The following is a 25997-nucleotide window of genomic DNA, read 5'->3' as shown; positions in this document are numbered from 1 at the left end:
TACGCAATGACGAAACTTTATTATACTAAATTTACTAAATCACCTTTTTTAAAGTCCATATTAATCGTTGTACTTCATCCAGGGTGTTGTAATGCACTAAACTTACTCTAACCACGCCATTTTTCTCTTTTAAACCAGCATCTTCAATAAGTTTTTTGGCATAAAAATCTCCAAATCTAATACCTATTCTAAAATCATCAACCTTTTCAACTATTTGATCACTCGTGAGCTCATTATGTACAAAAGAAATGGTAGGCACTCTTTTTTCCCTTTCTGCAGTATTCTGGCCAATTATTTTAATTTTTGGATGTTCATTTAAATAAGAAATCAAAGGTTTGCTTATTCGCTCTTCGTGCCTGCCAATCAGCTCAAAAATTTTATCCAATTTTTCCTGAAAATCGGTTTTCTTTTCCTTCGGAAATTCGTGCTTAAATAATTGATCAAAATATTCGATAATTCCGAGTAAACTATAGGTTAATTCAAAATTAAAATTTCCGGGCTGAAATTTATATGGCACATCTTTTTTAGTGAAAAAATAATGGTTAAATCCTTCCATTTGGTATAATTGATTATACCTGCCATACATCACCGCTAAATGCGGCCCATAGGTTTTATACCAGCTAAAAACATAAAAATCTACATCCAATTTTCTAACATCTACCCGTCGGTGGGGTGCATAGGCAACTCCATCTACACAAATAAGTGCTCCTGCTTTATGTACCGTTTTTGCAATTTCTTTAATAGGATTTATACTTCCTAAAATATTTGAAGCGTGGGTAACGGCAACCAGTTTGGTGCGCTTGTTCAGTAATTTTTTTAGATCGCTTATTTCCAGTTCAAGACTGTCGGGATTGGCTTTCCAAACCTTTATATTAATGCCTTTTTCCTTTAAATCTGTCCAGGGAGAAACATTGGCTTCGTGATCTGTATTGGTAACAATCACCTCGTCTCCTTCCTGCCATTGTTTGCTAATACAAATACTTAAAATTCGTAATAGCATAGAAGAAGAAGGCCCTATGACCACTTCTTCTGGTTTGCCGGCATTTATAAACCTGCTGACTTGCTTAGTGGCGTAATTCAGTTTTTCACCAGCTTCCCGGGAAACTTTATAGGAAGCTCCTAGTTGTACGTTATGATGGAGTAAATACCCGCTAATGCGCTCGGCAACCTTTTTTAAGGTTTGAGAGCCACCAGCGTTATCCATAAAAGTAAATTCCTTTTCCAGAGCTGGAAACTGACTTCTTACAAATTCAATATCCATTAGTCTAAAAGGCTTTCATTGAACAATTCAAGGATTCTACGGTACTCATCGGTCCAACTGCTGGGTTCAACAAAACCGTGATCTTCTACGGGATAAATTGCCATTTCCCAGTCTTCCTTGCCTAATTCAATTAAACGTTGTGAAAGCCTAACCACATCCTGAAAATGCACATTTACATCTACCATTCCGTGGGCGATCAATAAATCTCCTTCCAGACCTTCAGCAAAATAAATGGGTGAAGATCTTCTATAAGCGATTGGGTCTGCCGCAGGTTCATTTAAAATATTAGAAGTATAGCCGTGATTATAATGCGCCCAATCGGTTACCGATCTTAATGCAGCGCCGGCTTTAAAAGTTTCAGGTTCGGTAAACATTCCCATTAACGTGATAAAACCGCCATAACTTCCGCCATAAATCCCGACTTTTTCAGGATTTATCCCATGATTTTCAACTAAATATTCCACCCCGTCAACCTGGTCAGAAAGGTCTTTTCCTCCCATGTGGCGATAAATCCCTGTACGCCAGTCACGACCATAACCAGCACTTCCGCGGTAATCAATATCTATTACGGTGTAACCAAGATCGGTTAATAAATTATGGAACATATATTCTCTAAAATAACTGCTCCACCATTTGTGAGCGTTTTGCAGGTAACCTGCACCGTGCACAAAGACTACCGCAGCGTCATTCTTTACATTTGCTTCGGGTTTGTATAACCTGGCGGGAACCATAGCGCCATCTTCGGCTTCAAATTCTATTAATTCGGGTTCTCTCCAGTCGTAGCTGCTAAATGCTTCAGATTGTCCTTCGGTTAGTTGTTTGACTTCAGCATTTGCTTTCGTTTTCTTTAAATATAATTCCCACGGCTTGTTACTGTAGGAATGCAAAATGGCCATGTTTTTTTCATCGGGAGAAAGGAAGACATTGTTATTCCCTTCCATTTGGGTAAGTTTTTCCATTTTACCACCCATCACCGGCATTTTATAAAAGTGACGTTCTCCGGGTCCAACTTCAGAGGTTGTTAAAAACCAATGTTTTTTATTGTTTGAAAGTTCAGGATCAAAAACTTCAAAATCACCTTCGGTTAGTGCTATTTTATTTCCGGTATTCACGTCTAATAAATACAAATGCGAATACCCGGTTTCTTCACTTTGAAAATAGATATGTTTATTGTCGGGTAACCAACCCATTTCTTCACCGCCGTAGTAAGCGTAGCCAATTCCCGGCCCGGCAATCCAGGCTTCATCTCTTTGGCGGTCTAAAGTGTTTAGCTCGCCGGTTTCCAGGTCAATTTTAGCGATCCACCGGTCTTTATTGTCTTTAGAACGTATATTGACCACCGCGTGTTCCCCATTTTCTGAAAAATAAACCGTTGTGGGTGCTACCTCCCTGTGGGTTTCTTCCCATTCCTTATCGGGATAATCTTCTACGTAATCAGGCAAATCGGTAATTCCTGGTAAATTATCAGTTTTTAAAGTATAAACAGTATCCTTTTCAAAATTGTAAATCGCCAGTTCAATACTGGTTTTATCTTCACCAACTTTACTTCTGGCAGGTAGGTTAGCGGTATAGCCAGATTCATCTACATAATTTGGTACATCGGTGCTTCCATTTCGCTCCCGGGTAATAAGTTTGAAAGTTGCAAATTTCGCATTTGGTGAAACCTGTAAATTACTAAGATCGCGATCTTCTAAGTAAAAGGTATAGTCCTCTTTTTCAGCCGTAGCTTCACGGTAGGTTTCCCTACTTTCTTTTTCAGTTTTACGCTGATTTACAACTTCCAGGAGTTCCAGGTTTTCATCCCGTACCCAGGCATCTTTTTCTGAAGTTTTATCTTCTTTTTCCTCTTCAGCTTTACCATCAGTGATATTGGTTAGTTGTTTAATACTTCCCGCTTTTCTATCGTATATAAAAGCATTGTTACCGGAGTTGAAGCTAATTTTATTTTCGTCTGCGAGGAATTCAGCATTGCTAATAGCTTCCGATAGGTCTAATAATTGAGTAGTTTCGCTAGATTTTACATCGTAAATAACGAGGTTACCATCCTTGCTGAAAATCTTTTTACTCCGGTTTTTATTGAAATCGCCGTAGGATGGAATTATTCCTCGCTCTTCTTCCAAACTCACTTTACTGATTTTAGAAGTATTGTTCAACTCTATTTTATAAAGCGAATCCTTTACATTTTTCTCAGGATTATAATCAAAATAGATGGTTTCGCTATCGGCACTCCATTTTACGTTTGACGGGAAAGTACCCATCCAATTAGGATCTTGCATAATTTTTTCTACAGAAAGTTCGATAGTTTGGGAAATTCCGGAAAAACTTAAACCTAAAAATATTAAAAAGAGAAACTGAAATTTAAAATTGAAGGGGTTTTGTAGCGTTTTTTTCATTGATTTAAGGAGTTGTGGGTTTATTTTTTAAAAACACTGCCAATATAGTTAAATAGATAATATTTGTAAAGAATCTGTAGGAAATGCCCACCCGGATTTAATTAATATATTTACGCTTAAAATTTAAATTTAATAATTCAGGATGAAGAAAAATTTCCGCACACTTTTTAGTTTATTCCTTGTAGCCGGGGCATTGCAGGTACAGGCACAGGAAGAGATGGTTAACAAAATTGTAACCGAGGCCAATGAAAATTCAAAATTAGAAGAACTTGTCCACGAACTTGTGGATGTGGTAGGACCACGTTTAGTAGGGACACCACAGATGAAAAATGCTCACGACTGGGCAGTAAAAAAATATGATAGCTGGGGAATTTCAGCTGAAAACGAAGAATATGGCACCTGGCGTGGCTGGGAGCGTGGCATTACCCATATTGACCTTGTAGAGCCAAGATTAAGAACGCTGCAAGGTAGGCAACTTGCCTGGAGCCCTTCAACCGGAAAAAAAGGGGTAACCGCTGAGGTTGTGCTATTGCCAGAAGCTTCAGATTCTACTGCATTTGCCAATATGCTTTCTTCGGTTAAAGGAAAATTTGTGATGATCTCGGTTAATGAACCTACCGGTAGACCTCCATACAACTGGGAAGAATGGGCTACTGAAAAGTCATGGAAAAAAATGCAGGGAAGTATAAAAGAAGCCGATTCAATTTGGAGAGACCGAATTAGCAAAACCGGGTATGGTTACAGAGAATTACCTAAAGCACTTGAAAACGCAGGAGCTGCCGGAATTATAACTTCTAACTGGTCTCACGGGTTTGGAGCAAATAAAGTATTTGGAGCTTATACCAATAAAATTCCAACTTTAGACCTTAACCTAGAAGATTACGGCTTGCTTTATCGTTTAGCTGAAAATAATAATACTCCCAAAATAAAAGTGGTTGCTCAATCTAAAGATCTTGGAGAAGTACCTACGTTTAATACTATTGCAAGAATTGAAGGCAGCGAAAAACCTGAAGAATATGTTGTTCTTTCAGCACATTTTGATTCCTGGGATGGTGGAACCGGTGCTACAGATAACGGTACGGGAACTATTGTAATGATGGAAACAATGAGAATTCTTAAAAAACTTTATCCAAACCCGAAGCGAACAATTATTGCGGGACATTGGGGAAGTGAAGAACAGGGACTTAATGGTTCTCGAGCTTTTGTAAAAGATAATCCGGAGATTGTAGCTAATGTACAAGCCTTATTCAACCAGGATAATGGAACTGGAAGGGTTAAGAATATTAACGGACAGGGTTTTCTACACGCCTACGATTATATAGGAAGATGGCTGGAGCCGGTTCCGCAGGAAATTAAGGGAGAAATTGAAACTTCATTCCCGGGAACTCCATCCAGCGGAGGAACAGATCACGCTTCTTTTGTAGCAGCCGGTGCGCCTGCATTTATGCTAAACTCCTTAAACTGGTCTTACTGGGATTATACCTGGCATACCAACTTAGATACTTATGATAAAATTGTTTTTGATGATGTGAGAAGCAACGTGATCTTAACCGCTATTATGACCTATATGGCGAGTGAAGATCCAGAAACTACCTCCAGGGAAAAAGCAGTATTGCCAATAAACAGAAGATCGGGTGAGCAAATGACCTGGCCTGAGCCAAGAGATGGAGAGCGAAAAGGAGGATTGGATTAAGGGCTAACTATTAAAAAGCTTGTTTGATTTTTTCTCTTTTCGTCAAACTGAACTTGTTTCAGCTTCTAACTTGTTTTAAATCCTGAAAAAAGTTCAGGATGACGAATTTAAAAACGTCATTACGAAAGACGAGCAGTCTGTATATTAATAGCAGATTACTTCACTCCGTTCGTAATGACGTTTTATTTTTTTATTTCAGAATTTATAAAACCTCAAAATTAACTTTGAAGATCAGCTCCTACAGGAATGGAGCAATCGTGATAGGGCTCACCGTGTGGAGGGTTTTTAGAAGGTTTTGAATCCTTCAACCTAATTGGTGAAGTAGTCATTTCAGATCCTGAACCTGCATTGGTGTTGTTACTTGCTCCGCTTAAAGAAGCGCCAACCGGCATATCACAGCGGTGCCCGGGTTCACCATGAGGGGGGTTTACATTTGGGGTTTCTGCATTTCCAGATGTGTTTCCACTCATTTGGGTATTTGGAGCAGTTTGGGTTTCTTCAGCAGTTTTTTCTTCTGCGTCTTTACAAGAAGTAAATGCGGTAAGTGATACAACCGCAAGTCCAAGCATAACTTTATTAAAAGTAATTTTCATAACAGCATTATTTTAAGTTATAAAGATACTAAATCTGTGAAGATTACTTAGTAAGCATCTTCATTTCCTCTTTGCTAACGTTTATTAGGCCGGCTTTGGGCAAACGCTTTAGCATTATTCTCCAGTTTTCGTCTTCATCAAAAATCCTATCAAAAATTTGTTTCGCTTCTTGTAAACGATCGCTGTTAGCAAGAGCCACCGCTTTCCAAAAACGCATTTCCAGGTTGTTGGGAAACATACTTTCTGCGGTGCCGTATTCTTCTAAAGCTTTTTCTACATTTCCTTCTTCCATGGCAAGATCGCCGCGGTTCATAAATTCGTAGGCTCTTGCGGTTTTAAGCAAACGTTCTAATTCTTCAATAGGATTTTCGTGATCGTCTACCCTAAGATCTATTTTTTTGTCTTTCCAAACTTCGTCCACCTTATCTGGCCCCACCACAAATAAGGCCGCCGATTGTTTTCCGCGTATGTCTCCGCCAGCATGCTGGGCGGCTTTTAAAACCGCAACAACTCTTTCAGCCAAAGGTAAGTTTGCATTTTCAACGAAAGCTTCTGCCATTGCGGGAACAACTTTATCATTCAGCATCATATTAGCCTGGACCGAAAAATTATCTCCATTAAGATGTTCGGCTTCAGCTACACATTTTTCCCCGGTATATGCAGCATTAGCGCCAGATTTTCCTAAAATGGCAAGCTGTCTAAAATCGCGACCTTCATCATTATTTATAAGACTTTCTACGGCTTCTTCAGGCGTATAACCTTCATCTAAAAGTTTGAGCCCCTGGGGACCAAATGCGGGATTTACAAAAGATTGAGTAGCAACCACTCCAACCCCAGATTTCCCCCAGGCTACCAATGGACCCACCGAAAACCAGTGACTTTGAACGCCCACGGCCATTTCCCCGGTTTTTGCATCGCGAGCCACAATAGAATACGTGTGCGCGAAAGCGTCTCCGCTAATTTCAGAAGTTTGGGCTTTGGTATTTAAGGTTGAAATAAATATTAAAGCGAAAAAAAGTAAAAATTGCTTCATAATTCAGGTTTCTGATTAGAAGCTAAGATAACGAAACTCTGCTGAATAGCTTAAAAAGTATGATGCAGGCTAAGCTGAATTTGTCCTTTGCTAACCGTATTAGTAGTTTGTGTCATATACCCGGCCTGGAGTTTGAGATTGTCTTTTAGGGCATAACCCAGGGCAGAATAGAACCGGTTACGGTCAAATAATTCAACACTTCTACCATCACCAATTTCGCGTTCGCCATTAATGAAGATCTCGTTATATAAGGCAAGATAAACAGCATTTTTATTAAGGTTTGGCTGATTTAAAGGCACATTTAAAAACAAATTATAGCGGTAACGCGTTCTAAAATCCTGATTTTCTACCCAACGCTGTTCGTATCTAAAGCGGTGCGTGAGGTAAAATCTATTGCTCAACTTATGCGGAAGTAAAGCTTCCTGGTAAATCCTGTTTTCGCCCGAAGTTTCGTTAGCCTCACCAAACTCACCGGAGGTAATATTTCCATATCCCAGGGTGAGTTTTATATCGGCATTTTTTGGAGAATAGGTGAGTCCGCCACGAATAAGCAATTGTTCTAAATCACCGCCAAGATCCCAGTTTCTATATTGAATATCTCCCTGAAGGCCCCATTCACTTTCACCAAAATTTGTATTCCAAAAATACATATACCAGGCGCCGGTTTTTTCTTCATCAACTTGGGCATTGACAGAAAAAGAAATGAATAAACTAAAAAGAACTGCGGAAAGGAGTGATTTTTTCATTTTTGCTTTTTCCGCAAATATAACATTCCGCCTGGAAAAAAACAGGTCTTTACTATTCTTTCACCTGGGTAACGAGAATATAATCTGGCCCTCCATCTACGGGGTAACCTTCAATTTTTGATCCTGAAATTGTAACTTCTTTCCCTATATATTCATCCAAACTTACTTTGTCACTCTTAAGTGCATAAAATTCATCTTCAGTATTTAAAGTATGAGTGCCATATTGGTAGGAAGTTATACCCTGGCTTTCTATAGTTCCTGTAAGTTGCATATGTTCTTCAGAATTTTGCCTGTCACAATTTGTACTTAAAAAAATGAGCCCTGTAACCATGCTTAAAATAATAGCTTTCATAAAGATTGGGTTTAAAATATAAGTTTGATTAAAATTAATAAAAGCAAAATAACCAGCTGAAGTTTTAAATTATAATATGATGAATTTCTGAAAACATTATTATTTTTGTCCCGCTTACAAGGCCTCATAGTTCAACGGATAGAATAAGAGTTTCCTAAACTTTAGATCCAGGTTCGATTCCTGGTGAGGCTACTTTATTGAAATGGGGTGCTTGCTATAAAGTAGGCTGAGATGATACCCAGGAGTTTTACTCGATAATCGAGATTAAAACATTTAAAATGTTTTTTCTCGAATAAGATATATTTCCAAAAATGCCTTTTGGGGCTTGCCCCGAGGTTATTGACTCCAAACCTGATCCGGATAATGCCGGCGTAGGGATTTTCTAAGCATAGGTTGCATTACTGCAATTTTTAGCTATTTCATCACCTCATTTCATTGATAATTTAGAACAATGATAGAGGATTTCTTTACACAACTTACCTGGCTACAAGCCCTGGGAACCACTTTTGGAGTGGTGCAGGTGTTATTGGCACGAAAAAACAATATTCATAATTACTTATTCGGGATTGTCTCCATTCTTATTAGTCTGTTTGTAATGTACCGGTCTAAACTTTATGCCGATATAATTCTAAACCTTTACTATCTCGTAATGAGTATTTATGGTTGGTTTTACTGGAGATACGGAAAAAAAGAAGAAGAAACCCCCATTTCTTATTCCACTAAATCTGAACATTTAAAAGCCCTGGGAATTGTATTGACCTGTTTTACAATAATGAGTTATTGGCTTCGCTTCCATACAGATTCTGATGTTCAATTTTGGGATGCAGCGGTTAGCGGTTTTGCCTGGGCGGGAATGTGGCTTATGGCTAAAAGAAAAATGGAGAACTGGATTTTCCTTAATATCAGCAATAGCATTGCTATTCCTTTACTTATTTATAAAGAATTATACATATATGCCGGCTTAACCATTTTCCTGTTTATTGTAGGAACTTCGGGGTATTTTAAATGGCGAAAAATTATAAAAAATGAAAAAAGACAACAGGCAGCAAGTGCTTAGAGAGCTATGTTTGGGTGCAGATATATTTCCTGAAGAAGTTTTAACCTGGATTTCCGGAGAAAATCTCTGGAATATTTGGGTGCCTAAGAAATATGGCGGACTGGAATTTACGCTTACTGAAGGGCTTTTAAAACTGCAGGAACTGGCCCGAATTGACGGTAGTCTTGGTTGGACGGTAACTCTATGCAGTGGCGCTAATTATTTTATAGGAAACCTGGAACCTGAAACTGCAGCACAGATTTTTAAAACTCCAAATCCTACTATTTTAGGAGGTAGTGGTGGCTTTTTTGGAACAGCTGAAAAAATTGGTGATGATTATAAAATTTCCGGAACCTGGCGTTATGCGACAGGCGCAAATTATTTAACCCACTTTACACTTAATGCTGAAATTTACGAAAATGGTAAAGCCTTATTAAATGAGGATGGCTCACCCAAAATACGCTCGTTTATTTCACCTAAAAATGATGTGAAAATTGTTGAAGATTGGAACACGATGGGTTTAAAAGCTTCGGTTACGCATTCTTTTGAAGTAAAAAACGTTTTTGTTCCTAAACGCTTTAGTTTTATTTACAATGAATTTTACCAGCCGCAGGATATTTTTAAAATTCCTTTTTCAGTATTTGCCGATTTAACACTTTGGGTTAATTATTTGGGGATGGCCCAGCATTTCCTGGAAGAAGCACGCAGTTTTACTTCTAAAAGTATTCTGGAAAACTTAGAAAAATGTACTGCTGTTTCTCAAGATGAAATTTCAGCATATTCTAAAACTATTGAAAATGAGATTGCAGCCGGAAATAAAATTTTAGATTCCTATTCAGAAGAAATTCATTCTTCGGCCTCCAATTCAGTAAAAAACCTTTCAAAAAATATTATTGAAATCTATCCTTTTTTAGGCGTAAAAGCCAGTAGAAACGGTCATTCTTTAAACCAGGTTTTTTGCGATTATTTTACCGCAACCCAACATCATATTTTCAAAAAATAGCGCTTCTAAAAAGAAATAAGATTTAAAGTGAATTCATCTATTTAGTGGTGAAAAATGATTATCATGATCAATGCGGTAATTTATTTAAAAACCGACTAAATACTTAAGATGAAATATAAAATAAACATAGAGAAAGTTCAAACACTTGATGAAATTAAGGAATATTGGACGAAAGAAGATTATATAGAATTGCTAAAAAGATTTGATTATCCAGAGGCAGAAGAGTCTGATCCTGAAACTTTAAGGGAATTGCTATTTATGGCTATTTCCGATTTTGAACCCGTGGAAGCGGCAAAATTGGTTTTAGATTACAAGCTGGGCGAGGAATTATCTGAAGGCCAAATTGAGCAAATCTCCAATGATATGTTGATAGATACGGTTTGTGAAGAATATCCTGAAATGGAATTACAATCCAGGTTATTCCATGTTAATCAACTACTTTTTAAAGCTTACAACGGCAAATTCCCCAGTTCTAGCGCTACTATTATTCATTGCTCCATTACTTCCCCAGACGCCTCTGCAAAAATGGATAAAGCTACAATACTAAGATTATTGAATGATGGACTTTCTGACAGGAATATTGTGAAAAGATTGTTTGAAGAACAAATGAATGGTAATGGCGAATTTCCGGAAGCAGAAAATATTATCTGGGATTTAGAGGTTTCAGACAACGAGCATTATAAAATCACAACTTCTGGAAATCTTATTAAAAAAGATGAGATAATTGCTTCAGAATGGGAGAAAGAAATAGAAGAAAATTCAGAAAAATAAACTGAATAAGATTGCTACAGAGGGATAGAAATTTTATCTATTTTTATCTCTCTAAAATCTAATTATGAAAAAAACTTTCCTGCAGTTTCTTGCGGTAATTTTATTGCTTGTTTCCTGTTCTACCGATAATAATAATCCTGAAAGTTCAGAAAATCCTGAGACAGAAATTGAAGACACTTTCAATTATCTGGCTCTTCGTGCTAACGGGAATTTATATGAAATTGGAAATAAAACGGGAGAAGTTACGGCTGTGGGTTCAATTTCAGCAATGCGGGGTAATCTAAATATGATTCCCAGTACGGTAACGGCTTCAGCAGAGAAAATCTTTATTTACGAACATCTTTTTGATCCCTTTCACGGTCGGGTATTGGTGATGGATAAGGAAACCAGATCTGTAGAAGTTTTTGCACTTGATTTTCCGGTAGAAATATATGGTGAAAATGCCGGCTTAAATAGTTTAGATTGGGATGCTGCGCAAGGCAATCTGGTAGGAATTGTAAAAGATGAGATGGAGTATAATAACAATAATACCAGCCGTGTAGTGAGAATAGATCCTGAAACTATGGCCCTTAGTTATGAGGGGATTTCTTTTGATCATAATATTACGCTTTCAACAAGTCTGCTTGGTAATAAATTGTATGCACTAAGCTCTACTACCGGGGAGTTGGAAGATGCTGAACTTCTGGAAATTGATTTGTCTACCAAAACGCTTGAGCCTCTTGAAATTTCTGACACCGAACTTTTTATGGGAAACCTCGCCAACAATGGAAAGGATAATTTTCTTTTTGGTTTAATGCCGGTTAGAGGTAGTTCTTTGATGGGTGAAATGAAAGCCTATAAATTGAATCTTACTAATAATGAATTTGAAGCACTGCCGGAGGTAGGAAGGTTCTCTGGCCGTCACATTGCCCGAAAGAGCTTTTACAACAAAGAATTTAAAGAATTTGCTGAACTAATTTACAAGGACAATAAAAATCAGCTACTTCAATATAATCACCAGGAAAATGAATTAAGTGTCCTGGAATTAATAGGAGCCGGGGATTTTGACACTTCTGTTATAATTATAGATTATGTGAAAGTTCAGTAAAAATTCTATTATTTTTCCCGAACAATTGTAATCGAATATTATGAAAAAAGCCTGTACTTTATTTCTATTCAGCCTTATTATTACTCAAAGTTTTTCCCAAGAAAAAATAAAGGTAGCGGTGGCGGGCTTAACTCATGGTCATGTAGATTGGATTTTTAACCGGGAGGGAAAAAACGATATAGAAATTGTTGGTATTTATGAAACCAATAATGAACTCATTAAAAAATATTCAGACAACTATAACCTGGATAAAAATCTCTTTTACACTGATTTTGAAAAAATGCTGGATAAGGTAAAACCTGATGCGGTTTCAGCATTTGGGGCTACCGAAGAACATATTAAGGTTGTGAGGGCCTGTGCACCAAGAAAAATTCACGTAATGGTGGAAAAGCCACTTGCAACAACTGTCCAGGACGCTAAAGAAATTGAAAAGCTGGCCAACCAACATGAAATTCACGTGCTTACTAATTATGAAACTTCCTGGTATGCAAGTAATCAGTATATAAAAGATTTAGTTGAGAAGGGCGAACTTGGTGATATTAGAAAAGTAATGGTTAATTCTGGCCATCAGGGCCCTAAGGAAATTGGTGTGAGTAAAGAATTCCTGGAAATACTTATTGATCCCGAGAAAAATGGAGGCGGTGCCTTAATGGATTTTGGTTGCTATGGGGCTAATTTAATGACCTGGCTAATGAAGGGTGAAAAGCCACTTTCAGTTACCGCAGTAACTAATCAAAATAAACCCGAAATTTATAAAGAAGTAGAAGACGAAGCTACTATTATTCTTCAATATGAAGAAGCACAATGTGTGATCCAGGCTTCATGGGATTGGACTTTTTCCCGAAAGGATATGGAAGTCTATGGTACCCAAGCTTACGCAATAGCCAGCGATGCTACCACCATTAAAATACGTGGTGTGGAAAGTGAAAGAGAACAAACCATCAAGTTAGATCCAAGGCAGTCGCCTCACAACGATCCATTTTCTTACCTGGCGGCCGTTGTAAATAAAGACATAGAAATAAATGATTTTGGATTGTACAGTCTTCCGTTAAATGTTACCGTAGTAGAAATTTTAGAGAAGGCCAAAGAATCGGCAAGGATAGGAGAAACAATATATTTTCAAGAAGGTTGATTTTTAAAATTTTTGTATAAAAAAAGGGGGATTGACTTTCATTTCAGAATTGCCCCCTTATTACTCCAATTATACACTTCAAAATTAAATCAGATAAGGCCTATTCAGGTTAAATCAAGTTCAAGTAAATACTAAGCTTGTATTAATCCCATAGATTTGTTTCTCGGCTTAACATTCATTTAAAAATCAGGGATAAAGCCTTAATTTTTAAATAACCTTTCCAAAAATGTTTACATCTAATTTTGCTTAAAATAAAAGTAAAAAATCAAGTTATGGATTTAAGCGAAAAGAACAATTTAGCTTTGGAAACTTTAAAATTTCCGGTTAGGTACGATAGCAGGCAACAAACAATATGGGATGCAAAAGGAATGATGGTTTGTGATATTCGAGGCTGGGGAAAAATTCAATTTATGAACAAATCTGAAGCACGCCAGGATGCTATAGGTGAATTAATTACTAATTTGCTCAATAAATTTCACCGCAATGAAAATTCCAAAATAGACGAAGAACTTTTTAGGATGTTGGCCTCTTAGGTTTAAGTATTTTTAATTGAATGTGTTAAATTCATTCTTAAGTTATAAAGAATTAAATAAGGATCTTATATTTAGCTGCATTTTCCTTGAGTATTTTATTAAAAACCGCCCTTCCGGTTTACTTAACCAATCTCTATATGCGGCAATATTTTATACTTCTATTTTCTATAGTACTACTTAGTACTAATTTCAGCGTTTTTTCGCAGGAATACAGGGAAGAATTTAAAAATTTTGATGAGCTCGTAAATATTGAAAACACCAATTTATTATACGGCAAGGAGTATGTAGAACAGCACGCCACCATAAACAATAAACATAAATTTTTTCAAACCTCTGGGTTTTTGAATGGAGACGTGGTTTATAGCGGGGAAACTTATTACGACCTCGACTTAAAATATAATATTTTTGAAGATTTACTTGTTGTAAGAGTTAAAAAGGAAAACGGAGATGTAACTTACCAGTTATTTAAAAATAGGATTAATAGGTTCAGGATTGGTGGGCGAAATTTTATAAGTATATCGCCGAAAAAAAATAACAAAATTCAGGGATTTTTTGAAATAATTAGTGAATCTGCTTCTCTGAAACTGCTAAAAAATCATCGAAAGAAATTAAAGAAAATCCTCACTTCAGATTTTACTTATTTTGAATTTGAACCCGAGCCGGCGCAGTATGCCGTCGCTATTTCAGAAAAATATTTCCAATTAGAGTCTCAATCGGAGTGGATAAATGTCTTTCCAGAACATAAGGAGAAGATCGAAAGTTTTTTTAGCTCTAATCGGGCTTTAAAAGAAAGTGATCCCGATAGCTTTATGCTGCGATTGTTTAGCGAGATTTCTGAATCCTATAAATCGAATAACTCTTAATTCGAATGAGAATATTTCTAATTTTTCTATTCTTTCTCTGTAGTGTTTTAAAGCTTTCGGCCCAGGAAGCCCCACGAATAGATCTAAGTTTTGAAGATTCACCGGTAGAAGAAGTTATGATGATCATTGAAGACCGCACCGGATACAAGTTTTTTTATTCCGACGAATGGTTAGATGATAATTTAATTTCCGGGTCGTATACCAAGGAAGATTTAGAAACCGTACTTACTGAAATTTTTAATGCTACTAACCTCAATTTCTTTATCCTCAACGATCAAATAATTATTACGAGGAATAATGTGATTTATGATGAGTTGCCCACTAGTTTTTATCCTGAAAAAGACACAGATACTATAGCCAGGGATAAACCCGGGGCGGTGAGTGAAGATTCTGAAGAAAGAAATTATAAACCTGTTTTTTACCGGGAATCAGGAACTGTTGCAGCAGAAGAAATTGAAACAATTTACATAGGGAAGGAAGAAAAATCAAACCCTAGAAATCGATTTATGCTTTCAGGAATTGTTACTCATACTGAAACCGGGTTACCTATTTCAAATTTATCGGTGGTAACCGCAAATGGAAATCAGGGTTCGGTTACCAATGAGGAAGGTTATTATGAACTGGAACTTCCTGCAGGCGCCAGTATTATTGAAACTATCTCCCTGGGAAATTTGGATCTTAAAAAACGGATTGTGATTTATAATGATGGTCAACTAAACCTTAGCCTGGAAGAAAGTTTTGAGCAGTTAGGAGAAGTTTTGGTAGACTCTGAAGCCGATCGGAATGTGAGGAGCGTTATTGCCGGAGTAGAAAGTATAGACGTAAGTCAAATTAAAAATATACCCCTGGTACTTGGCGAAAGGGATATTTTAAAGGTTGCCACTACTTTACCGGGAATAACAACCGCAGGGGAAGGTGCTGCCGGTTATAATGTTAGGGGTGGAAAAACCGATCAAAACCTTATTTTACTTGATGATGCGGTAATTTATAACCCTGCCCATTTCTTCGGAATTTTCTCCGGGATAAACCCTTTTACAACGGGCGAGGTAGATATTTATAAAGGAAATATTCCTGCCGAATACGGCGGTAGGCTATCATCAGTATTTGATATTAAAAGTAAAGACGCTAATACTGAAAAATTCGCTGGCGAAGTTTCAGTGGGTCCCGTAACCAGTAATGTTGCTTTAGAAATTCCTATTGTAAAAGATAAATCTGGCTTGATACTGGGCGGAAGAAGCACTTATTCCGATTGGATCTTGAGAAACCTGGACGAAGAATCTCTTTCTAACAGCAGCGCTTCGTTTTATGATCTTATCGCGAAATATAATCATAAGTTTAATGAAAAGACTAATTTAAGAACTACGGGATATTACAGCCGCGATGTTTTTAGTATTACTTCAGATTCGTTGTTCAGGTACAGTAATCTGATTTTTTCGGCAAATTTTAATCATAAATTTAACGAGCGCAATGAGATGGAAGTGGTACTGTCTAATAGCGGTTACCAGTTTGATATAGATTATGAAAGTGAGTTTAATAATAATTTCACTTCCGGGTATAATATTAATGAAACCGAAGCGAAAATAAAGATGACTTACCGGCATAGTGCTGCCCACAATTTTGAATATGGTTTAAGTAGCAAACTTTATCTTGTAGATCCGGGGGAAATTTCTCCCCTAGGTAGTGAATCTATAGTTGAGCCTTTACAAATTGACAGGGAGCAGGGACTGGAGAGTGCAATTTTTATTTCCGATAATTTCAAGGTGAACGATGAGTTGCTGATAAGTGCAGGATTAAGATATTCCTTGTACGCAGCCTTGGGACCCAAATCTCAAAATACCTACGAAGAGGGCTTACCGAGGAACGAATCTACTATGGCAGGTACACGGGAAGTAGGAAATGGTGAAGTAATTGAAACCTATGCCAGGCCAGAGTTCAGGCTATCCGCCAGGTATGCTTTTTTGCCCGATTTTTCCGCTAAAATAAGTTATAATAATACCTATCAATATATTCATACACTTTCCAATAACACCACTATTTCACCCACTGATACTTATAAGCTAACCGATCTTAATATTAAGCCACAACAGGCAAAACAATATTCTCTGGGATTATATAAGAATTTCAAGGAAAATATGTACGAGTTTAGCGTTGAAGGCTATTATAAAGAATCAGACAATATTTTAGATTATAAAGTAGGAGCCCAGTTATTTTTAAATGAAAACGTTGAAACCGAAGTATTACAGGGTGATGGAAAAGCATACGGAGTAGAGTTTCTACTAAAAAAATCTGAGGGAAGGCTTAATGGTTGGCTAGGATACACTTATTCCAGGTCTTTGCTTAGGTTAGATGGCGAGTTTAGGGAACAAAGGGTAAATAATGGAGATTTTTTTCCGGCAAATTTTGATAAACCTCACGATGTTAGCCTTGTAGCTAATTATAAATTGACTAAAAGGTTTAGTTTTTCAGCTAACTTTGTTTATCAAACCGGAAGGCCAGTTACCATACCGGTGGGTAAATTTAATCCGGGAACCGGTCAATTGCCGGTTTACAGCGATAGGAACCAATTTAGAATTCCCGATTATTACAGGTTAGATCTTAGTTTTAATGTTGAGGGGAATCACAAGATTGAAAAATTTGCGCATAGCTTCTGGAATATTTCAGTGTATAACGTGTTGGGGAGGAACAATCCGTATTCGGTATTTTTTGTAACCGATGATGGTGATATTCAGGCATATCAGAGTTCTATTTTTTCAATACCAATTCCTACGATTACGTATAATTTCAGGTTTTAATTTAAAAGATTGGGGAACATGTTTTCAAAACAACAAATATTAATACTGCTTTTTACCGGTTTTTGCCTGTTTCAGTCTTGCGTAGAACCTATAGAATTTGAAACCGATGAATATGAAAATATTCTTGCGGTTAGAGCCACAATAACCGATGATTTAGAAACACAAAAGGTTTATTTAAGCCGAACTTTTCCTTTTGGCGAAGATGGTCCCGCACCCGAAAGTGATGCTTCAGTTTGGATTACGGATGCCGTAGGGAACGAGTATGAATTCAGGGAAACCGAAAATGGAGAATATCATTCTTTAAATCAATTCAAGGCGCAACCGGCAACTGATTATCAACTTCAAATTGAAACTAAAAATGGAATTTCTTATACTTCAGAGCCCACGCAATTAGCGAGTAGTTCGCCTATAGATAATGTAGAAGCACAGAGACTCACAGTAAAAGGAGAAAACGGGATAGCCATTGAGGTAGATAATTATAATACTAATGACGCGACTCAATTTTATCGTTATGAATATGAAGAAACCTATAAGATAGTTTCGCGTTATAGTTCCGACTCCGATCTTATTTATGAAAACGGACAATTTAAAGTCATTCCTAAAACCCGGGAAGAACGGGTTTGCTATAATACCTTAAATTCTACCAATTATATCCTGGCAAATACCAGCAATTTAAGTGAGAATAATATAGAAAATTTTCTGGTTAAATTTGTTGAAACAGCTAATCCAAAACTCTCGCAACGCTATAGTTTATTGGTAAGACAAATTGGTATTAGCAGGGATGCGCATTATTATTATAACGCCTTGGAACGCCTTTCAGGAAGTGATAATTTATTTTCTCAAAATCAGCCTGGTTTTGTTGAAGGAAATATTATTTCTGAAAATCCCGACGTAAAGGTTTTAGGTTATTTTAATGTTTCTTCGGTGTCAACCAAAAGGATATTTTTCGATTATTACGATTTTTATGAGGTAGGCGAAGATCCCAGGCCATATTTTAGCGAAGACTGTAACCCTGCACATCCTGTATTGCCTGAAGAATTGGAAAAACTCATTCCAATGTTGCAAAGTGGTTATGTGAAATTGCTTAGAACCAAATTTCCAACCTATGAAGTTGTGGAAACCGAATGTATAGATTGCAATGTATGGGGTACAAATGTTAAACCAGACTTTTGGGAAGAGTAAAAACTTAAAAATGAATAATTTATTTAAAATACTCTTAGTTTTCCTTCCGCTTTGTGAGATGTGGGCACAGCCTGTAACGCCCAATATGCAATTGCAGGAATCTTTTAAAGAACTTCCACAGGAAAAGGTTTTTGTGCATTACAATTCTTCTCTTTTAATGCCCGGAACTCAGTTTTATTATAAGGTCTATGTGTTAAATACTGCTGAAAATAAATTAAGTGAACTCAGTAAAGTAGCTTATGTAGCATTGATAGATAAGAGCGGTGAAGAAGTTTTCAAACATAAAATTTACCTTGAGAATGGAGTAGGAGCGAGTGATTTTTTTATTCCAAATTCGGTCAATTCGGGTCATTATAAGTTGGTAGCCTATACCCAATGGATGCAAAACGGAGGTGTTAAAAACAGCTTTAGAGCAGATCTTTTATCCATAAATCCATACCAGAATGAACAGGATATTATTGATACTGATAAGGAAATTAGTGCTGGGAATTTAAAAGATAATAATTCCGATGAATTTCTTTCGCTTTCTGTACCGAAAACTACCTATGAAAAAAGGGGAAAAATCAACCTGGAAATTATAAATACAGAAAAGATTACAGGAAATTTCTCGGTTTCAGTCAATAAGCTCGCCGAATTTGAAGTTCCTGAAAAGCCTACCAGCGCTAACTATGGCAGAAATTATGAAATTGATAATAAATCTACTTCAGAATATTTTATTCCGGAGTTAAGGGGAGAGTTGCTAATGGGAAGTATTTCACCTCGGCCTATTAATTCAAATCGTAAACCACAAGTTGCTTTATCAATTAACGGGAATCAACAAATTTTTAGAACTTCTGTAGTGAACAACGCCGGTGAGTTTTTCCTTAATCTTGATGAAAAGTTTGATGGGGAAACCGCGCTTCTTCAGGTTTTGAAGGATGAGGATTCAGAATATAAAATTCAGTTGAGGGAAAAGGAAAAAATCAATACTTCAGCATTAGATTTTAAGGATTATAAAATAAGTGCGGAAGCCACCGATGAGATTTTACAACGTAGTATTCATCATCAAATAGAAAACGCTTATTTTGAAGTAAGGGCTGATAGCCTTGCGGTAGCTGAAATAGAAAATAAGGAATTGTATCCAGGGGAGTCACAGTTGTATGTACTGGATAATTATACTAGATTTAAAACCCTGGAAGAAACCTTTGTAGAAATCATTTATTTGGCAAGAATCAGAAAAGGCGAGCATGGAGAGCCGGAGTTTAGGGTAAGCGGCATTGAAAACTCCCTGGATTATGGTTTGCCGCCATTGTTGCTGGTAGACAATGTGCTGGTAGAGGATCATTCTCATTTTATTAATTATCCTTCAGAAAAAGTGGAAAGTGTAGAAGTTTTTCGCAATAATTTTTACCTGGGTCCTATGGTGGCTCAGGGTTTAATAAGGGTTAAAACTCTTGAAGGTGATTATGTTGAAAGTTTAGATAAGCTAACCGAAATTAAAATTAAAAGTCCCCAGTTGAATAAAAATTATAGTTTCCAAAACTATAACCAGCTGGAAAAATTTAATAGAATTCCCGATTTTAGGTATCAACTTTTCTGGTTGCCTCAAATTGAGCTTGAAGAGAAAAATAAGTCTATTGAATTCTTTACTTCAGATGTTAAGGGTACTTTTGAAATAAGCCTGGAAGGTTTCACTCGGGATGGAGAGCCCGTTAGTTTAAAGAAACAATTTGAGGTGAAATAAACTTTTCCCAGGGCTAATTTATTTCCCAAAACTCCTTAAAACCGTACTTTTGTAGATTCACACATATTAAAGTAGAATTTATGAAAAGTCGATTAATATTAGGCCTCTTTTGCCTGGTTGTTTTTGGTAGTTTGCAAGCCCAAAAACTAGAATCTCCTAACGGAAACCTGGAGATGAATTTCTCTCTTCAGGAAGATGGTACTCCGGTTTATAACCTGGAGTTTGAAGGACGTGCTATTATTGAAAAAAGTAAGCTTGGCTTAGAGTTAAAAGAAGGGCAGCCTCTTACCTCTAATTTTAGCATAGAAAACACCGAAAAATCTACTTTTAACGAAACCTGGACACCGGTTTGGGGTGAAGAAAGTGAGATTAGAAATCAATATAATGAGCTTGTAGTTCATTTAGATCAGGAAGATTCAGAGCGTAAATTGGTTTTGCGCTTTCGTTTATTCAACGACGGACTCGGGTTTAGATATGAATTTCCGAAGGACTCCAGGCTTGGGCATTTCGTGATCTCAGATGAAAAAACCGAATTCGCTATGACCGGTGATCACACCGCTTTTTGGATCGCCGGCGATTATGATACCCAGGAATACGATTATACCGAAAGTAAACTTTCAGAAATACGAGGCTTGATGACAGAGGCGGTAACCGCTAATGTTTCTCAAAAATCATTCTCTCCCACAGGAGTGCAAACTTCTTTAATGCTTAAAACCGAAGACGGCCTTTATATTAATTTACACGAAGCCGCTTTACTGGATTATCCTGCAATGCATTTAAACCTGGACGACGAAACTATGGTTTTTGAATCCTGGTTAACACCAGATGTAAATGGGGATAAAGCCTTTATGATCGCTCCCGGAATAACGCCATGGAGAACTATAATTGTAAGTGATGAAGCTAAAGATATTCTTTCTTCAAGAATCACTTATAACCTGAATGAACCCAGTAAGATTGAAGATACTTCCTGGATTAAGCCAATGAAATATATGGGCGTTTGGTGGGAAATGATCACGGGAATGAGCTCTTGGGATTATACTGATGAATTTGCAGCGGTTAAACTGGGTGAAACCGATTTTGAAGCCGCTGAACCGAATAGTACTCACGCTGCAACTACTGAAAATGTAAAATACTATATAGATTTTGCATCAGAACACGGTTTTGACGGCTTATTGGTTGAAGGCTGGAATGTAGGCTGGGAAGATTGGTTTGGAAATTCTAAAGATTATGTCTTCGATTTTGTAACGCCTTATCCAGATTTTGATGTAGATGAAATTAGAGAATACGCCAAAAGTAAAGATGTGGAAATGATTATGCACCACGAAACTTCGGCTTCGGTTAGAAATTACGAAAGGCACTTAGATACGGCTTACCAGTTTATGAAAGCCAATAATTATAATGCGGTTAAAACAGGTTATGTAGGCGATATTCTTCCAAGGGGTGAAAATCACTATAGCCAGTGGATTGTTAATCATTATCAATATGCGCTTGAAAAAGCTGCGGAATATGAGATTATGATCAACGCGCACGAAGCTGTTAGACCAACCGGAATTGCCAGAACCTGGCCAAACCTTATCGCTAACGAATCGGCTCGTGGAACTGAATATCAGGCCTTCGGCGGAAATAAGCCAAATCACGTGGCCGTTTTACCTTTTACGCGTTTAATTGGCGGCCCAATGGATTACACTCCGGGAATTTTTGAAATGGATATCAGTAAACTAAATCCAGACAATAATTCTCACGTAAACAGCACGTTGGCTAATCAATTGGCTTTGTATATAACAATGTATTCGCCTTTACAAATGGCAGCCGATTTACCTAAGCATTACGAGCAGTTTATGGATGCATTTCAGTTTATAAAAGATGTAGCGATAGATTGGGAAAAAAGTGTTTACCTGGAAGCAGAGCCGGGAGATTACATTACGATTGCCAGAAAAGAAAAAGATGGAAATAACTGGTTTGTAGGTAATGTAAACGGACTTACTCCAAGAACTTCAGAAATTGAATTCGATTTCCTTGAAAAAGGAAAAACCTATATCGCAACTGTATATGCCGATGCTGAAGATGCGCATTATAAAGATAATCCTCAGGCTTATGAGATCAAGAAATATAGAGTGAACAGTAAGTCTGAGCTTTCACAAAAATCTGCTCCCGGCGGAGGTTATGCCATAAGCATTATGGAAGCCAGTAAGGATGAAGTAAAAGATTTAGAGAAACTGTAGATCGAAAAATGTATAGTGTATAATGTAGATTGTATACTGCAAATGATTCAATAACAAGAAACCCTCGTCAATTTGGCGAGGGTTTTCTTTTGGGAGCTAATCAAAAGCTTTTCAATTAGAAACCACATTTTATAAGAATTTAATAAATAATTTATAGTTTTAAGCAGTGTTAATAGATAATGCCCATCCAAACCCTACTTTGGGATGGGATATTTTAGTATGAGACTAATCGAATATTACAGTCAATTTTTGGTAGATCAGCACGTATAAATCTAAAAATTTGAACCTTAGCAATTTCATAGAAAATACCTTTAAAAAACTTATCCCGGCGCCCTTTACTTTAGCGGTGCTACTTACATTAATTACCCTTTTTGTCGCGTTCTTTTTTACGGAAGAAACGAACACTAATTCTGCAATTCAAATTCTCGATTTCTGGCAAACCGGGATGTGGGATCCCGCTCTTATTGTCTTTATGGTGCAAATGATGCTCATTTTGGTTTTGGGGCACATTTTAGTACTAAGCAAACCTGTTTCCTGGCTTACGAGTCAGTTAACTAAAATAGTGACCGGAAATGCGAGCGCAGTAATTATCGTTTCGGTTTCAACAATGTTAGTAGCATTTTTTAACTGGGGACTGGGATTGATCTTTGGTGCAATAATGGCGAGGAAAGTTGCCGAAGCCGCTTCCAATAGAGGCTTCAAAATTAATTATCCATTAATTGGAGCCGCCGGTTATGTAGGTTTAATGGTTTGGCACGGAGGAATGAGCGGTAGCGCTCCGTTAAAAGCGGCTGAAGACGGCCATTTGGCCAGTCTTTTCCCAGGAGCAGATGCAGATTTCCTTTCGTTATTACCGAATAATCTTCCTACTTCTATAACAATTTTTTCCACCTGGAATTTATTGATTTTCGGAATTTTATTGGTGTTAATTCCGCTTACGCTTTATTTGCTTTCCAGGATCAGCAGAACGAAGGAGGTGAAAATTGAAGCTGAAACAAAAACAAATCATATCGCAAAAATCACCGGTGCCGAAAAACTGGATCATTCAAAATCGCTAAGATTAATTTTTGGATTTCTTCTCCTAGCAGCTTTTTTCGCAAGTTATTCTGATGAAATTTCCGCGGGACACCTTACACCTAATATGCTGAATTTTCTAATGCTTTGCTTGTGTATTTTGTTACACGAGTCTTTTGCTTCATTTTTAAAAGCTCTAGAAGAAGCCATTGGGGGAGCGGCGGCTATTTTAATCCAATTTCCTTTGTATTTTGGGATAATGGGCATAATGCGGGAAACGGGATTGGTAAGTGATATTTCGGGGCTTTTTGTAAGTATCGCAACCGATGTTAGTCTGCCGGTTTACAGTTTCTTCAGCGCAGGCCTGGTAAATATTTTTGTTCCCAGTGGCGGCGGTCAATGGGCGGTACAGGGCCCAATAATTTTAGAAAGTGCTTTAAAACTTGGAGTGCCGCTTAACAAAGCTGTGATGGCTTTGGCCTATGGAGACCAGATAACGAATATGCTGCAGCCATTCTGGGCGTTACCATTACTTGCCATTACCAAACTAAAAGCCCGGGAAATCCTTCCCTATACGCTGGTAATGATGTTAGTGGGGAGTCTTGTTTATATAATCGGATTGGTACTGGTTTGATTATTAGAATTTCAATAAATTACTTTTGGGAGATAATTATCGGCAATAAGAGGAATTAATCTCGATTAACGAGTAAAACAGATTTAGATTTCTTATTTTATATAGGAATCAACAATTCTAATTATGGTACCACCAAAGACTAATCCGATAAAAAGACATAAGGCTATTCAACCTTTGAGTAGAGAACATCACCAGGGGCTTTTGCTCTGCTGGAAAATCCGAAAAGGTTTTGAAACCGGCGTGGAACCGCAACGCATAAAAAAATATACCGATTGGTTTTGGGAAAACCAGTTACGGGTGCATTTTCAGATTGAAGAAAAATATGTTTTTCCGGTTTTAGGTGCTAAAGATGTACTGGTAAAACAGGCCCTGGAAGAACACGAACATCTGGCATCATTATTCTGCCAAAATACTGATATCTCCCTTGCCTTAGAAATGATTAAAAACGACCTGGAAGGCCATATTAGGTTTGAGGAACGGGTGCTTTTTAATAAAATCCAGGAAGAAGCTTCAGCAGAAGAACTTCAGGAAATTCAACAACACCATAACAAAGAAATAACCTGCGGAGTGTGGGAAGATGAGTTCTGGAAATAAATTCATCTAAATCACCAAAATTAAGCAGCTTTTTGCATATGCTGCCTATCAGTCACTTCCTGTTTTAACCTAAAAACAGTGTCTTTTTCGTAAGCCAGAAAATAGTAGATCACAAAGAACAGGAAATACATAATCATTGATTTTTGCCTAAGAATTATACCAAGATTAGACATTACAAATGTCATTGCAAAAGACGTGGTAAAAAATAAGATTAGACTGAGTTTTACATGGCCCGGTGCCGTTTTTAAAAATCCGAAAAAACTCTTTTTAAACAATTTCCCGAACAATAATAAATAGATTAAATTCTCTATGGATACTATAACTCCAAGAATTCCGGGAGCATCAAAAAATAGTGGTCTAAACCAAAAAGTAAAGAATTTCTCTAGAAGTGAATAATCTGTCATTGGGACACCCGAAGTGGCATTATCCAGGTTATTAGAACGGTTTTCGGTAAAAGAAAGAAAATCTGCAATTAGGTTTTGAGAATTTCCAAGGTTTACCACATCCAGAATTTGTTTATGAAAAAGCAAGAGAACACCAGTTATAGCGCCCACAAAAATTGCTTTTTGTTTTAAACTAATCTGGTTTTTATTGATAAATATACTCAGCAGTCCTGCTCCTGCCAATAGTAAAAACATATGCGGCCTTATGGCAAAAACCAGTAAAGAGCCCAAACTTAAACTATAAATTCTGTTTTGTGGTTTTCTAAGGGCATAAGCAAATAACATTAAGCCCAGAAAAATAGGTGCTCCTTTGCCCAAAGATGCTGTCCAGAAGTGCATATTTGGTAGAAAAAGAATTAAAACCAAAAAATCTATTTTCTTAAAGATCTTAATATTTATAGCTATGTTTTCTTTAAAAAATAGGTAAGCATAAACAAAGCCCATAAAACCAACCCAGCTAAAAAGCAACATCATCATTTCGTAGCTAAAGCCGAAGAAATTTATAAATGGATAAGATAGAAAATCTATAAAAGAGGTGCCTGTTTCTAAAAATCCGTTCCAGGTTTTACCTTCTTTTCCCGGCACACTAAAATAGCGCTTTGAATCTGAAGGATTAAAAAAGGCGTAGGTGTAATAAACTCCGGCAAAGATTAGATGATAATAGAACAATTTATTCATCAGGTTTGCTGAGAAAAAATCGTGTTTTTCACTAATTTTTTTGAAAATATACTGGTTTGCCAGGTGCAAAAACGGAATAAGCATTACCGCCTGCAATAGGTTATGAATTAGGTTTATATTTGGGGACATTTCTTAAAATCTATTTATCCCCTTAAAACCAATTTTCTTACCTAAAATTTTTAATTATGATAGCTTTAAGTTTTAAGCCAATAATTAACT

The 25997-nt window shown here is 37.0% G+C and carries 21 protein-coding genes and 1 tRNA gene; 15 read left to right on the top strand and 7 right to left on the bottom strand.

Annotation, left to right across the window (positions count from 1 at the left end; all coding sequences use genetic code 11):
• Nucleotides 1–34: 34 nt before the first annotated feature.
• Together AO058_RS03530 and AO058_RS03525 are read right to left on the bottom strand one after the other, a co-directional pair.
• Nucleotides 35–1261 (bottom strand): cysteine desulfurase-like protein, encoded by a 1227-nt coding sequence (locus AO058_RS03530; RefSeq protein WP_075325265.1) that lies wholly within the window; start codon nucleotides 1259–1261, stop codon nucleotides 35–37.
• Nucleotides 1261–3654 (bottom strand): S9 family peptidase, encoded by a 2394-nt coding sequence (locus AO058_RS03525; RefSeq protein ID WP_075325264.1) that lies wholly within the window; start codon nucleotides 3652–3654, stop codon nucleotides 1261–1263. Before AO058_RS03525 ends, AO058_RS03530 begins: the two co-directional genes overlap by 1 nt.
• Nucleotides 3655–3796: 142 nt before the next feature.
• Here AO058_RS03525 and AO058_RS03520 point away from each other — a divergent pair, with 142 nt between their 5' ends.
• Nucleotides 3797–5347 (top strand): M20/M25/M40 family metallo-hydrolase, encoded by a 1551-nt coding sequence (locus AO058_RS03520; protein WP_075325263.1) that lies wholly within the window; start codon nucleotides 3797–3799, stop codon nucleotides 5345–5347.
• Between the two features lie 218 nt (nucleotides 5348–5565).
• Here the strand turns inward: AO058_RS03520 and AO058_RS03515 are convergent, their stop codons facing one another.
• Genes AO058_RS03515 through AO058_RS03500 form a run of 4 tightly spaced genes read right to left on the bottom strand, consistent with a single transcriptional unit; the run spans nucleotide 5566 to nucleotide 8071 of the window.
• Nucleotides 5566–5940, bottom strand: a complete 375-nt coding sequence (locus AO058_RS03515) for a hypothetical protein (RefSeq protein WP_075325262.1) — start codon at nucleotides 5938–5940, stop codon at nucleotides 5566–5568.
• 43 nt (nucleotides 5941–5983) lie between these two features.
• Nucleotides 5984–6973, bottom strand: a complete 990-nt coding sequence (locus tag AO058_RS03510; RefSeq protein ID WP_093304627.1) for a DUF1028 domain-containing protein — start codon at nucleotides 6971–6973, stop codon at nucleotides 5984–5986.
• 50 nt (nucleotides 6974–7023) lie between these two features.
• Nucleotides 7024–7719 carry a DUF2490 domain-containing protein gene (locus tag AO058_RS03505; RefSeq protein ID WP_075325260.1) on the bottom strand — a complete coding sequence of 232 codons (696 nt, stop codon included), beginning with the start codon at nucleotides 7717–7719 and terminating at the stop codon, nucleotides 7024–7026.
• Nucleotides 7720–7771: 52 nt separating this feature from the next.
• Nucleotides 7772–8071 (bottom strand): hypothetical protein, encoded by a 300-nt coding sequence (locus AO058_RS03500; RefSeq protein ID WP_075325259.1) that lies wholly within the window; start codon nucleotides 8069–8071, stop codon nucleotides 7772–7774.
• A gap of 120 nt (nucleotides 8072–8191) precedes the next feature.
• On the opposite strand from AO058_RS03500, the gene AO058_RS03495 reads away from it, so the two are divergent.
• The 14 genes from AO058_RS03495 (at nucleotide 8192) to AO058_RS03430 (ending at nucleotide 24657) form a co-directional block, all read left to right on the top strand.
• Nucleotides 8192–8263: transfer RNA gene (locus AO058_RS03495), tRNA-Arg, on the top strand.
• A gap of 259 nt (nucleotides 8264–8522) precedes the next feature.
• Nucleotides 8523–9128 (top strand): nicotinamide riboside transporter PnuC, encoded by a 606-nt coding sequence (pnuC, locus tag AO058_RS03490; protein ID WP_075325258.1) that lies wholly within the window; start codon nucleotides 8523–8525, stop codon nucleotides 9126–9128.
• Nucleotides 9097–10110 (top strand): acyl-CoA dehydrogenase, encoded by a 1014-nt coding sequence (locus tag AO058_RS03485; protein ID WP_075325257.1) that lies wholly within the window; start codon nucleotides 9097–9099, stop codon nucleotides 10108–10110. The genes pnuC and AO058_RS03485 overlap by 32 nt, the downstream gene beginning before the upstream one ends.
• Nucleotides 10111–10218: 108 nt before the next feature.
• Nucleotides 10219–10881 (top strand): hypothetical protein, encoded by a 663-nt coding sequence (locus AO058_RS03480; RefSeq protein WP_075325256.1) that lies wholly within the window; start codon nucleotides 10219–10221, stop codon nucleotides 10879–10881.
• 64 nt (nucleotides 10882–10945) lie between these two features.
• Nucleotides 10946–11968 (top strand): hypothetical protein, encoded by a 1023-nt coding sequence (locus AO058_RS03475; RefSeq protein WP_075325255.1) that lies wholly within the window; start codon nucleotides 10946–10948, stop codon nucleotides 11966–11968.
• Nucleotides 11969–12008: 40 nt separating this feature from the next.
• Nucleotides 12009–13100: a Gfo/Idh/MocA family protein gene (locus AO058_RS03470; RefSeq protein ID WP_075325254.1), complete on the top strand. Its 1092-nt coding sequence runs from the start codon at nucleotides 12009–12011 to the stop codon at nucleotides 13098–13100.
• 272 nt (nucleotides 13101–13372) lie between these two features.
• Nucleotides 13373–13633: a hypothetical protein gene (locus AO058_RS03465; protein ID WP_143083648.1), complete on the top strand. Its 261-nt coding sequence runs from the start codon at nucleotides 13373–13375 to the stop codon at nucleotides 13631–13633.
• An 86-nt stretch (nucleotides 13634–13719) separates the two neighbouring features.
• Nucleotides 13720–14496, top strand: a complete 777-nt coding sequence (locus tag AO058_RS03460) for a hypothetical protein (RefSeq protein WP_075325252.1) — start codon at nucleotides 13720–13722, stop codon at nucleotides 14494–14496.
• 5 nt (nucleotides 14497–14501) lie between these two features.
• Nucleotides 14502–17288: a carboxypeptidase-like regulatory domain-containing protein gene (locus AO058_RS03455; protein ID WP_075325251.1), complete on the top strand. Its 2787-nt coding sequence runs from the start codon at nucleotides 14502–14504 to the stop codon at nucleotides 17286–17288.
• An 18-nt stretch (nucleotides 17289–17306) separates the two neighbouring features.
• Complete coding sequence (locus AO058_RS03450; RefSeq protein ID WP_075325250.1) at nucleotides 17307–18470, top strand: DUF4249 domain-containing protein; 1164 nt, start codon at nucleotides 17307–17309, stop codon at nucleotides 18468–18470.
• A gap of 10 nt (nucleotides 18471–18480) precedes the next feature.
• On the top strand, nucleotides 18481–20193 hold the full coding sequence (locus AO058_RS03445) for a hypothetical protein (protein WP_143083647.1): 1713 nt from the start codon (nucleotides 18481–18483) through the stop codon (nucleotides 20191–20193).
• 80 nt (nucleotides 20194–20273) lie between these two features.
• Nucleotides 20274–22415 (top strand): glycoside hydrolase family 97 protein, encoded by a 2142-nt coding sequence (locus AO058_RS03440; protein ID WP_075325248.1) that lies wholly within the window; start codon nucleotides 20274–20276, stop codon nucleotides 22413–22415.
• 280 nt (nucleotides 22416–22695) lie between these two features.
• Entirely contained in the window at nucleotides 22696–24063 is a 1368-nt protein-coding gene (locus AO058_RS03435; protein ID WP_075325247.1) for a short-chain fatty acid transporter, read from the top strand.
• 123 nt (nucleotides 24064–24186) lie between these two features.
• Nucleotides 24187–24657 (top strand): hemerythrin domain-containing protein, encoded by a 471-nt coding sequence (locus AO058_RS03430; RefSeq protein WP_075325246.1) that lies wholly within the window; start codon nucleotides 24187–24189, stop codon nucleotides 24655–24657.
• A gap of 20 nt (nucleotides 24658–24677) precedes the next feature.
• Here the strand turns inward: AO058_RS03430 and AO058_RS03425 are convergent, their stop codons facing one another.
• The gene (locus AO058_RS03425) at nucleotides 24678–25907 is read right to left on the bottom strand and encodes a hypothetical protein (protein ID WP_075325245.1); all 1230 of its coding nucleotides are present in this window, start codon (nucleotides 25905–25907) and stop codon (nucleotides 24678–24680) included.
• Nucleotides 25908–25997 lie beyond the last annotated feature (90 nt).

The organism is Salegentibacter sp. T436, assembly GCF_001932675.1.
Taxonomy (GTDB): domain Bacteria; phylum Bacteroidota; class Bacteroidia; order Flavobacteriales; family Flavobacteriaceae; genus Salegentibacter; species Salegentibacter agarivorans.
This window is presented reverse-complemented; position numbering and strand designations above follow the sequence as displayed.